Origin of the sequence: Streptomyces sp. NPDC056373 (assembly GCF_042262425.1) — a bacterium.
Taxonomy (GTDB): domain Bacteria; phylum Actinomycetota; class Actinomycetes; order Streptomycetales; family Streptomycetaceae; genus Streptomyces.
Genome location: NZ_JBHJPX010000011.1, coordinates 351,759 through 368,177, shown reverse-complemented (window position 1 = coordinate 368,177; position 16,419 = coordinate 351,759). Strand labels below are relative to the sequence as shown.

Genomic DNA, 16,419 nt, shown 5'->3' with positions numbered 1-16,419 from the left:
CCACCACCGGCGCACTGTCCGCCAGCATGAACCGCAACCGCTCCACCGGGTACTCCGGATCCAGCGGCACATACGCCCCACCCGCCTTCAACACCGCCAGCACCGCCACCATCAGATCCAGACCACGCTCCAGGCACACCGCCACCCGCACATCCGGACCCACACCCACCGACCGCAGATACCGCGCCAGCCGGTTCGCCGCCGCATTCAACTCCCGATAACTCAGCTCACCACCCTCGGCAACCACCGCCACCGCATCCCCGCCCACAGCGACCCGGCGCTCAATCAACTCGTGCAGGCACACCTGGTCAGGGAACGCGACCGCCGTGTCGTTCCAGCCGCGCACCACCCGGTGCTCCTCCACCGCATCCAGCAACGGCACATCCCCCACCAACCGCCCCTCATCGGCCACCATCGCCGACAACACCGCACGGAAATACCCCGCGAACCGCTCCACCGTCGACGCGTCGAACAGCGCCGAGGCGAACTCAACGCCGCCGGCGACGGTGTCGCCCTCCTCGTAGAGGCGTAGCGACAGGTCGAACTGGGCGGTGGCGGCGGGGGTGGGAACCTCGCTCAGTTCGAGTCCGGGCAGGTGGGCGGTGCCTGCCGGGGTGTTCTGCCACGCGAACATCACCTGGAACACCGGCGTGTGCGCGAGACTTCGCGGCGGTTGCACGGCGTCCACGACCTGCTCGAAGGGGAGCAGTTGATGCTCCTGCGCGGCCAGTACGCGTGCCCCGACCCGGTGCAGCAGCTCACCCACCGTGACGGGTCCGCCGAGGTCGACGCGCACCGGGACGGTGTTGACGAACAGGCCGATCAGCGGCTCCAGTTCGTTCTGCATCCGGTTCGCCACCGGGGTGCCGATGACGATGTCCTGCGTGCCGGACAGCCGGGACAGCACCGCAGCCCATGCCGACAGCAGCGTGGTGAACACAGTCGTGTGGTGCCGCAACGCCAGTTCCCGGATGCCTTGCACGAGTTCGGCGTCGAGAGCGAACCGCACGACACCGCCGGCGTGGTCCTGCATCGGGGGGCGAGGACGGTCGGTCGGCAGTTCGAGCAACACCGGAGCGTCTCGCAGTTCCTCTCGCCAGTATCCGATCTCGCGCTCGACGCTGTCTCCGGTCAGCCGCTCCCGCTGCCACAGCGCGTAGTCGGCGTACTGGATGGTCAGTGGCGGCAGCGGGTCGGGCTCGCCTTTGCTGAAGGCCGCGTAGAGGGTGCTGAGTTCGGAGACGAACAGGCCGATCGACCAGCCGTCGGAGACGATGTGGTGCATCGTCACCAACAGCACGTGCTCATCGGCGGCGGACCGGATCAGCCGACCGCGGATCAGTGGGCCCGACCGCAGGTCGAAGGGCTGCTCGGCCTCGTGCTCGACCAGCTGTACGACGTCCGTGGCGCCCGTGCCCTCGTCCGTGGCCGTGTCATGCTCCACCAGCAGGAACGTGCTCTGCTCGGCGTCCAGGACGCGCTGCCGCGGCTCGCCGTCGATCAGCTCGAAGACCGTCCGCAGGACCGCGTGCCGGGCGACGATCCGGTCCAGTGCCGCCCGCAGTGCCGTGCGGTCCAGGTCTCCGCTCAGGCGCACCGCGAGGCGCAGGTGGTACGCGCGACTTGCCTCGGGGTTGAGTCGCGCCAGGAACCACAGGCGCTGCTGGGCGTACGACAGCGGCACGTCCGTGCCGGGATCGCGCGCCACCACGGCCGGTACGACGACGGCGCCGGCCGCCTCGATCTCCCGGGCCAGGTCTGCCAGCACCGGCCGGGAGAACACGGCCGCGAGCGGCAACTCGACGCGCAGCCTTACCCGTATGCGTGACACGACCCGCATCGCCAGGAGCGAGTGCCCGCCGAGCTCCCAGAAGTGGCTTCGACGGCCGACGTTTTCGGCGTCGAGCAGTTCCGTCCAGATCTCCGCCAGGGTCTGCTCCACCACGCCGACCGGTTCTTCGTACTCCTGGTGCGCGAGCGGCTCCGCCTCGGGAGCGGACGGCTCCCCGGGTTCGGTGTCCGGGTTCGCCCAGCGGTCCATTCGGCCGAGGAACTCGACGGTGCCGTCGTCCAGGCGCCGGCCTGCTGTTCCGGTCCGGTACATCCGGGTGCCCGGGTGGAGCGGATCCTCGACGAACCGTTCGGCAGTGAGGTCGGGACGGTCGAGGTAGCCGCGGGCGAGGTGCACCCCGGCTACATGGATCTCGCCGGTGGCGCCGACGGGCACCGGACGGCCCCGGTCGTCCAGCACGTGGATCCGCGTGGGTGCGACAGGGCGCCCGACCGGAGCGCGCTCCCCACCGGCGGCGCTCGTCCACGCGATCACGTCGGTCGTGGCCTCTGTCGGCCCGTAGGAAACATGCAACTCCACTGTGGGCAGCTGCTTTTCGAAGCGTCTCAGCAGGGTCGCCGGGAGGGGGTCACCGGTGGTGTGCACGCTGCGCAGACCGGCGCACCGGGCATCGGCGTGGTACAGGAAGAGCGAGAGCTCCGACGGTTCGAAGTGCGCCACCGTGACCCCGTGACGTGCGACAAGGTCGACGAGGAGGGAAGGATCCCGGTGCCCGTCCGGAGGAGCCATCACCGACCGGGCTCCGGCCAGGACCGGCCAGAGCAGTTGCCACACAGCCGTGGCATGGGCCACCGGCGCCTTCTGCAATACCGCGTCCGACGGGGACAGACCGTGGCTCTGCTGCGTCCACGTCAGCCGGTCGTTCACCGACCGGTGTTCGATCATGATGCCGGTGGGGGTGCCGGTCGGGTCGGAGGTGTACACGACGTAGGCGAGGTGACCGGGCGTCAGACCGTTCCGGTCGAGGTCGTCGGCCGCGTCGGCCGCGTCGGCCGCGTCGGCCGGGAGAGCGGCCCATGCCCCGCCGTCACGGTCCAGGCACACCACGTCCCCGCCCAGCAGACCGGCGAAGGAGCTGTGGGTCAGCACCACCACCGGTGAGCTGTCGGCGAGCATGAACCGCAGTCGTTCCTCCGGACGGCCGGGGTCCAACGGCACATACGCCCCACCCGCCTTCAGCACCGCCAGCACCGCCACCATCAGATCCAGACCACGCTCCAGGCACACCGCCACCCGCGCATCCGGCCCCACGCCCAGCGACCGCAGATACCGCGCCAGCCGGTTCGCCGCCGCATTCAACTCCCGATAGCTCAGCTCACCCCCCTCGGCGACCACCGCCACCGCGTCCCCACGCACCGCGACCTGCCGCTCGAACAACTCGGACACGCACGCGGACTGTTCCTCACCGGTGTCGGGCAACAGCGGTACCCGGCCGACCAGTCGGCGGTCATCGGTCACCATCGCCGCCAGCGCCGTCCGGAAGTACCCCGCGAACGCCTCGACGGTCGACCGGTCGAACAGCGCTGAGGCGAATTCGAGGGCTCCGGTGATGCGTCCGTCGTCCTCCGCCAGGTGGAGGGAGAGGTCGAACTGTGCGGTGTCGGAGGGGAGCGGGACCTGGCTCAGTTCCAGGCCCGGCAGGTCCACCGTGCCCGCCGGGGTGTTCTGCCAGGTGAACATCGTCTGGAAGACCGGCGCGTGGGCCAGGCTGCGAGGCGGCTGGACGATCTCCACGACCTGTTCGAAGGGAAGCTGCTGGTTCTCCTGCGCGGCCAGCACCCGCTCCCCCACGGAACGCAGCAGTTCGGCCACCGTCGCCGACGGGGGCACCTCGACGCGCAGAGCCACCGTGTTGACGAAGAAGCCGATCAGCGGCTCCACTTCGGCCTGCGAACGGTTGGCCACCGGCGTGCCCACCACGAGATCGTGGGCGCCGGACAGCCGGGACAGCACTGTGGCCCATGCCGACAGCAGTGCGGTGAACAGGGTCGTGTCGTGGTGCAGCGCGAGCTTCTTCAGGGCCGCTGCCAGGTCGGCGTCCACGTCGAACTCGACGACGTCACCGGCGTAGTCCTGGCGTGCCGGCCGCGGGCGGTCGGTCGGCAACTCCAGGAGGGGTGGAGCGTCGCGCAGGGTCTCGCGCCAGTACCGGCTCTCCCGCTCGGCCGCCTCGCCGGCGAGCCACCGCCGTTGCCAGGCCGCGTAGTCGGTGTAGCCGATCTCCAGGGACGGCAGGGGGTCCGGGTCGCCCCGGTGGAACGCCGCGTAGAGACCGCTGAGTTCGGACACCAGGACGCCTGTGGACCAGCCGTCGGAGACGATGTGGTGCATCGTCACGAGCAGCACGTGTTCGTCCGTGGCCGACCGGATCAGCCGGCCGCGGATGAGCGGGCCCGTCGACAGGTCGAAGGGCTGGTTCAGTTCCCGGTCCATCGCCGAGAACAGGGCCTCGGTGTCGCCGTCCTCGACGGTGTCCTCCGCGAGGGTGAACCGGGCCTGGGACGCGGGGAGGATCCTCGGCCTCGGCTCGCCGTCGACCTCGTCGAAGACCGTGCGCAGCGTCTCGTGCCGGGCCACGATCCGGTCGAGGGCCGCTCCCAACGCCCCCCGGTCCAGCCGGCCCTTCATCCGCACCGCCACCCGGACGTGGTAGGCGCGGCTCGCCCTGTTCTCCAACTGGGCCAGGAACCAGAGCCGTTGCTGGGCGAAGGAGACCGTCACCGGGCCCTGGCGGTCGCCCGCGACGATCGCCGGTGCGGCCCGGCCGCCGGACCGCGCCGCCACCTCCTGGGCCATGTCCAGCAGCGACGGCCGCGCGAACACCGCCGACAGGGGCAACTCGGCGCCGAACACGGACCGTACGCGGGAGACGACCTGCACCGCCGTCAGCGAGTGCCCGCCGAGTTCGAAGAAGTGGTCGCGGCGACCGACCTGCTCCACCCCGAGCACCTCGGCCCAGATGGCGGCCAGGCCCTGCTCCACCTCACCTTCGGGGGGCGCGTACGCCCGGTGCGCGTAGGCGTCGGCGTCCGGGGCGGGCAGCGCCTGACGGTCGACCTTGCCGTTGTGGCTCAGCGGCAGGGCGTCGAGCCGGACGAACGCCGCCGGCACCATGTAGTCCGGCAGGACCTGCCCGAGGTGGTCACGGAGCGCGTCGGCGTCCAGTTCCTCGTCGGTGCCACTGAAGTACGCGACCAGGCGCGGGGCTCCCGTGTCGCGCCGGTCGGCCACGACGGCCGCCTCACGGACTCCCGGCACGCGGGCCAGCCGGGCCTCGATCTCCTCCAGCTCGATGCGCAGGCCACGGACCTTGACCTGGAAGTCGTTGCGGCCCAGGAACTCGACCGAACCGTCCGGCAGCCACCGGCCCACGTCCCCCGAGCGGTACATGCGCGCGCCCGGCACGAACGGGTCGTCGAGGAACCGTTCCCGTGTCAGCTCCGGCCGGTTCAGATAGCCGCGGGCCACCTGGACGCCGGCGACGTGGATCTCGCCGGCGGCCCCGGCGGGCAGCGGGCGCCCCCACTGGTCGAGGACGTAGATCCGGGTGTTGGAGACGGGCCTGCCGAGGGAGGGCTGGTGGTGCCCGCCGTTCCACGCCCAGTACGTCACGTGCACGGTGGTCTCGGTCGGCCCGTAGAAGCTGCACAGCTCCACGCCGGGCAGCCGCTCGGCGAACTGCTCGACCAGGGTGCCCGGCAGGGCCTCCCCGCCGAGGAAGACGCGTCGCAGGCTCCCGCAGCGTTCCTGGTCGGCTTCGTCGAGGAACACCCGCAGCATCGACGGAACGAAGTGGATGGTCGTCACCTGATGGCGCCGGACCGTGTCGAGCAGGTACCCCGGGTCCCGGTGTCCCCCGGGACGGGCCATCACCAGCCGGGCCCCGGCGAGCAGCGGCCAGAACAGCTCCTCCACCGACGCGTCGAAGACGAGGGGCGCCTTGTGCAGGTAGACGTCCGCGGCCGTCAGCTCGTACGCCTTCTGCTGCCAGGCGAGCACGTTGACCACGGAGCGGTGCTCGACCATGACGCCCTTGGGGGTGCCGGTCGACCCGGAGGTGTACATGACGTAGGCGAGGTGACCGGGTGTCAGACCGTCCCGGTCGAGGTCGTCGGCCGCGTCGGCCGGGAGAGCGGCCCATGCCCCGCCGTCACGGTCCAGGCACACCACGTCCCCGCCCAGCAGACCGGCGAAGGAGCTGTGGGTCAGCACCACCACCGGTGAGCTGTCGGCGAGCATCAGCCGCAGCCGCTCCTCCGGATGGCCGGGGTCCAACGGCACATACGCCCCACCCGCCTTCAGCACCCCCAGCACCGCCACCATCAGATCCAGACCACGCTCCAGGCACACCGCCACCCGCGCATCCGGACCCACACCCAACGACCGCAGATACCGCGCCAGCCGATTCGCCGCCGCGTTCAACTCCCGATAACTCAGCTCACCACCCTCGGCGACCACCGCCACCGCGTCCCCACGCACCGCGACCTGCCGCTCGAACAACTCGTGCAGGCAGTCCTGGTCCGGAAAGGCGACCGTCGTGTCGTTCCAGCCGCTCACCACCTGGTGCCGGTGCCGCGGCGGAAGCACCTCAAGTCGCTGCAGCGGGGTCTGCGGGGCGTCCTCCAGCGCGTCGACCAGGCTCTCCAGCGCGGTGTGCATCATCGCGCACACCGCCTCGGGGTCCACCGCGTCGACGGTCTTGACGGTCAGGTGAAAGCCGGTGCCGAGGTCGTCGACGGAGAGCGTCAGCGGGTAGTTGGTGCGCTCGGAGTCGAGGACGACCTCGATCTCGTCGCTCCAGCGTGCGGTCTTGTCGCCCCGTGCGGTCTCGTCGTCGCCCCGTCCGGTCTCCTCGGCCACGGAGTGGCGGTAGTTGAGCAGTGAGGTGAACAGCGGCGAGGGGGCCTGGACCCCGCTGCGGCGCTGGGCCAGGGACAGGGGGGCGTGCTCGTGGCGGAGCAGGTCGGCGAGGAGGGCGTGGGTGCGCTCGACCGTGTCGCGTACGCCCTGGTCGGCCGTGGTGATCCTGACGGGGAGGGTGTTGATGAACATGCCCAGGGCGCGGTCGGAGCCGGCACCGGAGTTCATACGGCCGAAGAGCACCGTGCCGAACACGACGTCCGGGCGGTCGCAGATCCGGCCGAGGACCTGGGCCCACGCCACGTGGCAGAGTGCCGCGGCGCTGACTCCCGCGGCCCGTGCCCGTTCCCGGATCCGCCGGGCCAGCCCCTCGTCCACGGCCCGGTCCGTCTCCACGACCTGTGAGCCGTCGCCGTGCACGTCGACCAGCCCGAAGGGTGCCGTCGGCTCGGTGACGTCCCCCAGCAGTCCGGTGAAGAACTCCTCGTGCTCGGCCCGACCGATGCCGAGGCGGGCCTGTGCGACGAAGTTCCGGAAGGGCAGCGGCGGGGGCAGGGAGTCCGCCCTGCCGCCCAGGACGGCTCCGACCTCCTCCAGCAGCACGTCACGCGTGGTGTGGTCGAGGACCAGGTGGTGCGCCAGCAGAAGGAGCAGCCACCGGTCGTGGCGGGTGTCGGCCGTGACGGCCACCCGCATCAGGGGCGCCCGGGTGATGTCCATGCGATAGGTCGCAGGGTCGTACGAGGACTGCAGCCGTGCCACCGCGTCGGTGGCGCCGTCCGCTTCGATCTCGTCGACGGGAATCGCGGCCGTACGCCACACGACCTGCACGGGCTCGGGCACGCCCTGCCACACCACCGCGGTACGGAGGATGTCGTGGCGGTCGACCACCGCCTGAAGTGCCCCGACGAACGCGTCGAGTCGTGACCGGCTGTCGAAGGCGAGCAGCGCCGACTGGACGTACGGGTCGCCCTGGCCGTCCATCAGATGGTGGAAGAAGACGCCTTCCTGGAGCGGTGCGAGCGGATAGGCGTCCTGCACGTTGGCGGCGCCACCGGGGACCTGCGCGACCACCTCGTCGATCTCGCCCTGGTCGAGGTCGAGCAGCGGCAGCAGGTCCGCCGTGATCTCCGAGCAGCCGGGCGGTATCAGGTTCGGCGGTGCGGCGAGCTGTTCGTCGCCCGCGGTGGCCGCGGCGAAGTCGGCCAGCACGGGGTGTCTGAACAGGGCCCGTACGTCGGCGTTCAGTCCGGCCCGCCGCATGCGTTCGACGAGCGACACGGCGAGCAGCGAGTGCCCGCCGAGCGCGAAGAAGTGGTCCCGTCGGCCCACCCGGTCGACGGGCAGCAGGTCGGTCCAGATCTCCGCCAGGGTCTGCTCGGTCGCGCCTCGCGGGGCCTCGTACTCGCCGTGGGCGTATGCGTCGGCCCGCGGTGCGGGCAGCGCCTTCCGGTCGATCTTTCCGTTGGGGGTCAACGGCAGCTCGTCCAGCAGCAGGAATCCGGACGGGACCATGTGGTCGGGCAGCACGCGTCCCAGGTGCACTCGCGCGGTCTCGGCCGTGACCTCGTCGGTGGCGGTGCAGTAGGCGACCAGGCGCCGGTCACCGTCGTGGCCGTGGGCGACGACGACCGCCTCGCGGACGCCGGGGATCTCGCGGAGCCGGGCCTCGATCTCGCCGAGTTCCACGCGGAAGCCCCGGATCTTCACCTGGAAGTCGTCGCGTCCCAGGAACTCCAGCCGCCCGTCAGGCAGTCGTCGGCCCAGGTCGCCGGTGCGGTACATGCGGTCCCCGGGGACGAAGGGATCCTCGGTGAACCGCTCCCGCGTCAGCTCGGGCCGGTTCAGATAGCCGCGCGCGACTCCGGCGCCCGCGATGTGGATCTCGCCGGGGACGCCCACGGGGGCGGGACGGCCGCTGTCGTCCAGGAGGTGGATCCGGGTGTTGGCGACCGGCAGGCCGATCGGGGGATCGCTGTCCGCGCCGGGCGCACAACGGAAGACGGATGCCCACACGGTCGTCTCGGTGGGGCCGTACGCGTTGAAGACCTGCCGGCCCGCGCCGCCCCAGCGGTCGACCAGGGACTGCGGCACGGCCTCGCCCGCCAGGACCAGGGTGCGCAGCGGGGCGAGCGACGCGTGCTCGGGCACCGTCTCCAGGACCGCGGGGGGCAGCACGGCGTGCGTGACGGACCGCCGTACGACGGTCTCGGCCAGCGCCGCACCGGCCAGGACGGCGCCGGCCGGGGCGAGGCACAGGGTGGCGCCGTTGGCCAGCGCCATCACCATCTCGAAGGCGCACGCGTCGAAGCTGAGCGCGGCGAACTGGAGCACACGGTCGCCCGGCCCGGGCCGGAACACCGCCCGCTGGGCCTCGATCATGTTGGCGACACCGCGGTGCTCGATCATCACGCCCTTGGGCCGGCCGGTCGAGCCGGAGGTGTAGATGACGTAGGCCAGGTGTTCCGGGGTGAGGTCCTCGCGGTCGAGGTCGGTGTCGGCGAGGTCGGCCCACTGGTGGGCGTCCGTGTCCAGGCAGACGGCCGCGCCGTGGTCGCCGGCCAGGTGGACGAGCCGCTCCTGGGTGAGGACCACCGCGGGCGCGCTGTCCGCGAGCATGAACTCCAGCCGCTCCACCGGGTATTCGGGGTCCAGGGGCACATACGCCCCGCCCGCCTTGAGCACGGCCAGCGCGGCCGTCACCATGTCCGGTCCGCGTTCGAGGCAGATCGCGACCCGGGCGTCGGGGCGCACTCCCAGCGAACGCAGGTGCCGGGCCAGGCGGTTGGCCGCCGCGTTCAGCTCCCGATAGCTCAACTCCCGGTAGCTCAGCTCACCGTCCTCGGCCTCGACCGCCGTCGCCTCGCCGGACGCGGCGGCCTGCCGCTGGAACAGCTCGTGCACGCACTGCTGCTCCGGGAAGGGGGCCGTCGTGTCGTTCCAGCGGTGGACGACGAGTTCACGGTGAGCGGCCGGCAGTACGTCCAGCTTCGCGAGCGGCGTCTCGGGGGCCCGGTCGAGGGTGTCGACCAGTTCTTCGAGGGCGGTGTGCATGAGGGCGCAGACGAGTTCCGCGTCGGCCGCACCCGTGGTCTGGGCGGTGAGGGTGAAGCCGACACCCAGGTCGTCGACGGACAGGGCGACGGGGTAGTTGGACCGCTCCTGGCCTTCGACCACCTCCACGCCCTCCCACGGGCGCGCGCTCTCGGGCTCCTCCATGGGTGTGTGCCGGTAGTTGAGGAGGGAGGTGAACAGGGGTGCGGGGGCCTGAACGCCGCTGCAGCGCTGGGCCAGGGTGAGCGGGGCGTGCTCGTGCCGCAGCAGGTCCGTCAGCAGGGTGTGGGTGCCGTGTACGGCCTCGCGCGCGCCGCCGGTGACGTCCACGCGGACGGGCAGGGTGTTGATGAACATGCCAAGGGCCCGGTCGGACCCGGCCCCGGAGTTCATACGGCCGAACAACACCGTCCCGAACACCACGTCCGTGCGCCCGGACAACCGCGCCAGCACCTGCGCCCACGCCACATGGCACAGCGCCGCCGCGCTCACCCCGGCCGCACGGGAGCGGTCCCGCATGCGCTGGGCCAGCCCGGCGTCCACGGCCCGACTCGTCTCGACCACCTGGGAGCCGTCGCCGTGCACGTCCAGCAGCCCGAACGGCGCGGTCGGCTCGGTGACATCCCCCAGCAGCCCGGTGAAGAACTCCTCGTGCTCGGCCCGGCTCACCCCCAGCCGGGCCTGCGCCACGAAGTCCCGGAAGGGCATGCTCGGCGGGAGGGCGTCGGTGTCGCCGCGGACGATGCGGCGGACCTCGTCCAGCAGCACCTCCATGGTGGTGTGGTCGAGGACGAGGTGATGGGTCAGCAGGAGCAGCAGCCAACGATCCGAGGCCCGGTCCCGGGCGACCATCGCCCGTACCAGCGGAGCCTGCGAGACATCCATCCGGTACCGGGCCGGCCCGAAACGCTCCCGCAACCACGCCACCGGATCCCCGGCCGCCCCGTCCGGCTCGACCTCGACCACCGGAACCCGAACCGACCGCGACACCACCTGAACCGGCTCCCGAACCCCCTCCCACACCACCCCCGTCCGCAACACGTCATGCCGGTCCACCACCGCCTGCAACGCCGCCAGGAACCCGTCCAACCGAGCCCGCGAATCAAACGCCAACACCGCGGGCAGCACATACGGATCCCCCTCACCACCCGCCACGTGATGAAAGAAAACCCCCTCCTGCAACGGCGCCAGCGGATACACGTCCTGCACATTGCCGACGCCCCCCGTCACCCGGCCCACCACCGCGTCCACCTCACCCTGATCCAACTCGACCAGCGGCAGCATGTCGGGGGTGATCCGTTCGCAGCCCGCGGGGATCAGGTTGGGCGGCACCACGGCCCGCTCGTTCCGGTCGCCGGTGACAGCGGCGGCGAAGTCGGCCAGTACGGGATGCGTGAACAGGGTGCGCACGTCGGTGGGCAGGCCGGCCCGTCGCATGCGCTCGACGAGCGCCATGGCCAGCAGGGAGTGTCCGCCGAGTTCGAAGAAGTGGTCGTGGCGGCCGATCCGCTCCGCGGCGAGCAGGTCGGTCCAGACGGCCGCGACGGTCTGCTCCGTACCGTCCATGGGCGGCACGAACCCGCGGTGCGAGAAGGCGTTCCCGTCCGGGGTCGGCAGTGCCTTGCGGTCCACCTTGCCGTTCGGCGTCAGCGGAAGTTCCGCCAGCTCGACGAAGGCGGCGGGCACCATGTACTCGGGGAGAACGCCGGTCAGGTGCGCCCGGAGCGTTCCGGCGTCGACCTGCTCGCTGCCGGTCCGCGTGTAGTAGGCGAACAGGCGCTTGTCGCCGTCCTGCTCGACGGCGGCCACGACGGCGTCACCGACGCCCGGCACCTCGCCGAGGCGGGCCTCGATCTCGCCGAGTTCGATGCGGAAGCCCCGGACCTTGACCTGGAAGTCGTCGCGTCCCAGGAACTCGATCGTCCCGTCCGGCAGCCGGCGGCCCAGGTCACCGGTGCGGTACATCCGGCCGCCCGGCACGAAGGGGTCGGGGAGGAAGCGCTCCTCGGTCAGCTCCGGTCGGCCCCAGTAGCCGCGGGCGACGCCGGCGCCACCGATGTGGATCTCCCCGATGACGCCGACCGGCACCGGCCGGCCCCGTCCGTCGAGGAGGTGGACGCTGGTGTTCGCGAGCGGGCGGCCGATGTGCGCCGCGAAGCCCTCGTCCCGGGTCATGCGCACCCAGGTGGAGTAGGTGGTGGTCTCCGAGGGGGCGTACAGGTTGCAGACCGTCGTCACCTCGGTGTGTGCGAAGACGCGCTCCACCAGGGCGCGGGGCAGCGGCTCACCGGCCAGGTTGACGGTACGGACGGTCGGCGGCACGCGGTCCGCGGCGAGCAGCGCGCTCAGCGCCGGCGGCACGGTGTTGACCAGGGTGGGCTGCGCGGCGGACGCCTCGGGCACGCTGAGCACGTCGCGTGCCACGACGACCCTGGCTCCGACGGTCAGGGGGACCAGGCACTCGAAGACCGACAGGTCGAAGTTGAGTGACGTGGCGAAGAGCGTGCTTTCCAGTTCCGCGGCGGTGAAGGCCGACCGCGCCCATGCGAGGAGGTTGACCGCGTTGCGGTGCTCGATCATCACGCCCTTGGGCCGGCCGGTCGAGCCCGAGGTGTAGATGAGGTAGGCCAGGTTCTCGGCGGTGAGCGACCCGCGGTCGAGATGGTCGGCGGGCAGCGCGGACCATGAGGGGCGGTCGCTGTCCACGCACACCACCTGGTCACGGTCGCCGAACAGGTGGGCGAGCCGATCCTGTGTCAGGACGACCGTGGGCGCGCTGTCGGCGAGCATGAACTCCCGCCGCTCCGACGGGTATCCGGGGTCCAGGGGCACATACGCCCCACCGGCCTTGAGGACGGCCAGCACGGCGACCACCATGTCCAGTCCGCGTTCGAGGCAGATCGCCACCCGGGACTCCGGCTCGACGCCCAGGGAGCGCAGATGGCGGGCCAGGCGACTGGCCGCCGCGTCGAGCTCGCGGTAGGTCAGTTCGCCGTCCTCGGCGACCACGGCCGTGGCGTCCGGCGACGCCGCGACCTGCCGCTGGACCAGCTCGTGCACGCACGCCCGGTCGTCGTAGGTGACCGCGGTGTCGTTCCAGCCGTACAGCACCTGCTGTCGGTGCGAGGCCGGCAGCACGTCGACCTCGGCGGCGTCCAGGTCCGGGGTCTCCTCCAGGGCGCCCACCAGCCCGTCCAGGGCGGTGTGCATCAGGTCGCACAGCAGGGCCGGGTCGACCCCGGCCGCCACCTGCGCGGTCAGCTCGAACCGGTCGCCCAGGTCGTCGACGGAGAAGGTCAGCGGGTAGTTCGTGCGTTCCTCGTCGACCAGGACCTCGATCCCGTCGCGCCACATCAGGACCGGCTCGTCGACGGGCGTGTCGGCGGCGGAATGACGGTAGTTGAGGAGGGAGGTGAACAGGGGGGCGGGGGCGGGGACTCCGCTGCAGCGCTGGGCCAGGGAGAGCGGGGCGTGCTCGTGCCGCAGCAGGTCCGCCAGCAGGGCATGGGTGCCGCGTACGACCTCCTGTACCGGGCCGGTGACGTCCACGCGGACGGGCAGGGTGTTGATGAACATGCCCAGAGCCCGGTCGGACCCGGCCCCGGAGTTCATACGGCCGAACAACACCGTCCCGAACACCACGTCCGTGCGCCCGGACAACCGCGCCAGCACCTGCGCCCACGCCACATGGCACAGCGCCGCCGCACTCACCCCGACCGCACGGGAGCGCTCCCGAAGTCTCGCCGCCAGTCCCGCGTCGAGCCACCGCCGCGCCTCCACGACGTCCGCCCCGTCGCCGTGCACGTCCAGCAGCCCGAACGGCGCCGTCGGCTCGGTGACATCCCCCAGCAGCCCGGTGAAGAACTCCTCGTGCTCGGCCCGGCTCACCCCCAGCCGGGCCTGCGCCACATAGTCGCGGTACGGCAGCGGCCGGGGAAGACCGTCTTCTGTGCCGTCCAGGAAGGCGTGCACCTCGCCGAGCAGGACGTCACGGGTGGTGTGGTCGAGGACGAGGTGGTGGGTCAGCAGGAGCAGCAGCCACCGGTCGGACGCCGGGTCCCGGGCGACCATCGCCCGTACCAGCGGAGCCTGCGAGACATCCATCCGGTACCGGGCCGGCCCGAAACGATCCCGCAACCACGCCACCGCGTCCCCGGCCGCCGCGTCCGGCTCGACCTCGACCTCGACGACCGGAACCCGAACCGACCGCGACACCACCTGAACCGGCTCCCGAACCCCCTCCCACACCACCCCCGTCCGCAACACGTCATGCCGGTCCACCACCGCCTGCAACGCCGCCACGAACCCGTCCAACCGAGCCCGCGAATCAAACGCCAACACCGCGGGCAGCACATACGGATCCCCCTCACCACCCGCCACGTGATGGAAGAAAACCCCCTCCTGCAACGGCGCCAGCGGATACACGTCCTGCACATTGCCGACGCCCCCCGTCACCCGGCCCACCACCGCGTCCACCTCACCCTGATCCAACTCGACCAGCGGCAGGGTCTGATGGGTGGCCGCAGCCGACCGCAGGGCCGTGACCAGCGCGGGCTTGTTCTCCCGTACGGCGGTCACCAGCGCGGGATCGAGCGCGGTCCTGGTTCCCCGAAGGACAAGCTCGTCGCCGTCCACCGCGAGGGTGATGTGGGCCTGCGCCAGCTTGAGGTATACCGAGGTGAGATCCACGCCTGTCTCCGGCTGTGATGTGCGGTGAATGCAGGAAAAGCGGCGCGTGGGCGCGCGTCGGCACCCTTTCGCGGCGGAATTGTTTCAGGGAGCTGCCGGGAAGCAGTCAGGAAGCAGTCAGGAAGTCGTCTTCGCCAGACAGTCGTCCAGATGTGCCGCAAGAGCGCGGACACTGGGATGGTCGAAGAAGACGGGCGGATCGATGATAAGGCCCGTGATTTCCTCCAGGGCCTTGACGAGTCTGATTCCTGTCAGGGAATCGAGTCCCAGGTCATGAAAAGTGTCGTCGATGGAAACGTCCTGGGGACTGCGCGCGAGTTGTCGTGCGAGTTCCTCGCGCACCGTACTTTCCATAGGGGTCATCCCGGTGAACTCCTGCCAACGAATGGGAACGCGCACAGCTTTCTGGTGCGCATGACGACGCGGAAAGGGCCTGCTTCGAGAAGGCGCGTTCAGCGGTGTGCGGTCAGGCGGACGTCCCGACCCGGTCGGCCGGACATCGCGTCGAGGCGAGCATGACGTCGCCGATCCTGCCCACGGTGTCGCTCCACTCGTCCTGGGACATCGTGAGCGGGGGCAGGAACTTCAGCACGTGGCCTTGACCTGCGGTTTCCGCGATGACCGAGGCGTCGAACAGCCCGCTGCGGACCCGCTCGGCCAGGTCGGCGTCGGCGAACCGGAAACCGCTCAGCGTGCCCCGGCCGACGAGCCGCGCCACTCCGTCGGGCAGGGCCGTCAGGATCTCGCTCAGCGTGGCCCTGACGGCCTCGCCGAGGTCGGCCACGTGGGTGGCGAAGTGCGGATCGGCCCAGTGGTCCAGGGCGGCCTCGCCGGCCACGAAGGCGAGGTTGTGGCCACGGAAGGTGCCGTTGTGCTCCCCCGGCGTCCACTGGTCGAACTCCGGGCGGATGAGCAGGGCGGCCATCGGCAGGCCCATCCCGCTCAGCGACTTGGACAGGCAGACCAGGTCGGGCCGCAGCTCGGGAACGTCGTCGAAGCTGAAGAAGGTCCCGGTGCGTCCGCACCCGGCCTGGATGTCGTCGACGATCACCAGAGCCCCCACGGCGTCGGCCGCGCGCCGCACCCGGGCCAGCCACGACCGGCCGGCGGTGTTGAGCCCGCCTTCCGCCTGGACCGTCTCCAGCAGGATCGCCGCCGGCCGGGTGCGGGCCGCCGCCGCGGCGACCGCGGCCTCGAGAACCGCCGGGGAGTCCTGCCCGCCGTCGTCGTAGGGCAGGAAGGTGACGTCCCGCAGCTCGGTTCCGGCCGCTCCGCGCAGCAGCGGGGACGTCGTCGCCGCCAGCGACCCGAGGGACGCCCCGTGGAAGCCGCCGCGGAACGCCAGGACATCGCTGCGCCCCGTCACCTTGCGCGCGAGCTTCAGGGCCGCCTCGACGGCCAGCGTCCCCGCCGGTCCCGGGAACTGGACCCGGTAGTCGCCGAGTCCGCGAGGAGACAGCACGACGTCGGCGAACCGGGCGAGGAACGCCGCCTTGGCCGTGGTGTGCAGGTCGAGCGACTGCACGGGGCCGGCGTCGGAGAGGTAGCCGATGACCCGCTCGACGATCTTCGGGGGGTTGTGTCCGTAGTTGAGGGCGCCCGCGCCGCACAGCAGGTCGACATAGCGCCGTCCGTCGACGTCCCACAGATGGGACCCGCGGGCGCGCTGGAAGACGACGGGAAATGCGCGGCAGTAACTGCGCACCTGTGACTCGTGGCGCTCGAACACCGCGGCCAACTCCTGGTCAGCCATTCGGAAAGTACCTCTCACTTACTACGGTCAGGCGTAAGCTAGCGGACGCCGGCCGGGTACGGCCGAGTAACAAAGCGGGAAGCAGGAAATTCACAGAACGATCACGACCGTTCGCCAGGGATTCACCCGGCGTTTACCGGACAATTTCCGAGGCCGATCGCCGCGCTCAGAATGACTGAAAAGAGCCCGTCATGCCATGTGGCTTACGCCA

General features: G+C 71.1%; 3 protein-coding genes. All 3 read right to left on the bottom strand.

All coding sequences use genetic code 11. The features are described from left to right. The coding region (locus tag ACFCXS_RS25140) for an amino acid adenylation domain-containing protein (RefSeq protein ID WP_376645575.1) at window positions 1-14,455 on the bottom strand (14,455 nt) is incomplete at its 3' end. A gap of 117 nt (window positions 14,456-14,572) precedes the next feature. Then, window positions 14,573-14,797: an acyl carrier protein gene (locus ACFCXS_RS25135; protein ID WP_376645574.1), complete on the bottom strand. Its 225-nt coding sequence runs from the start codon at window positions 14,795-14,797 to the stop codon at window positions 14,573-14,575. A 124-nt stretch (window positions 14,798-14,921) separates the two neighbouring features. After that, on the bottom strand, window positions 14,922-16,208 hold the full coding sequence (locus tag ACFCXS_RS25130; RefSeq protein ID WP_376645573.1) for a diaminobutyrate--2-oxoglutarate transaminase: 1,287 nt from the start codon (window positions 16,206-16,208) through the stop codon (window positions 14,922-14,924). Window positions 16,209-16,419: the final 211 nt, after the last annotated feature.

Bases quoted from the DNA above. Each gene is read 5' to 3' on its own strand.
- ACFCXS_RS25130 (WP_376645573.1), bottom strand. From the start codon at position 16,208: ATGGCTGACCAGGAGTTGGCCGCGGTGTTCGAGCGCCACGAGTCACAG.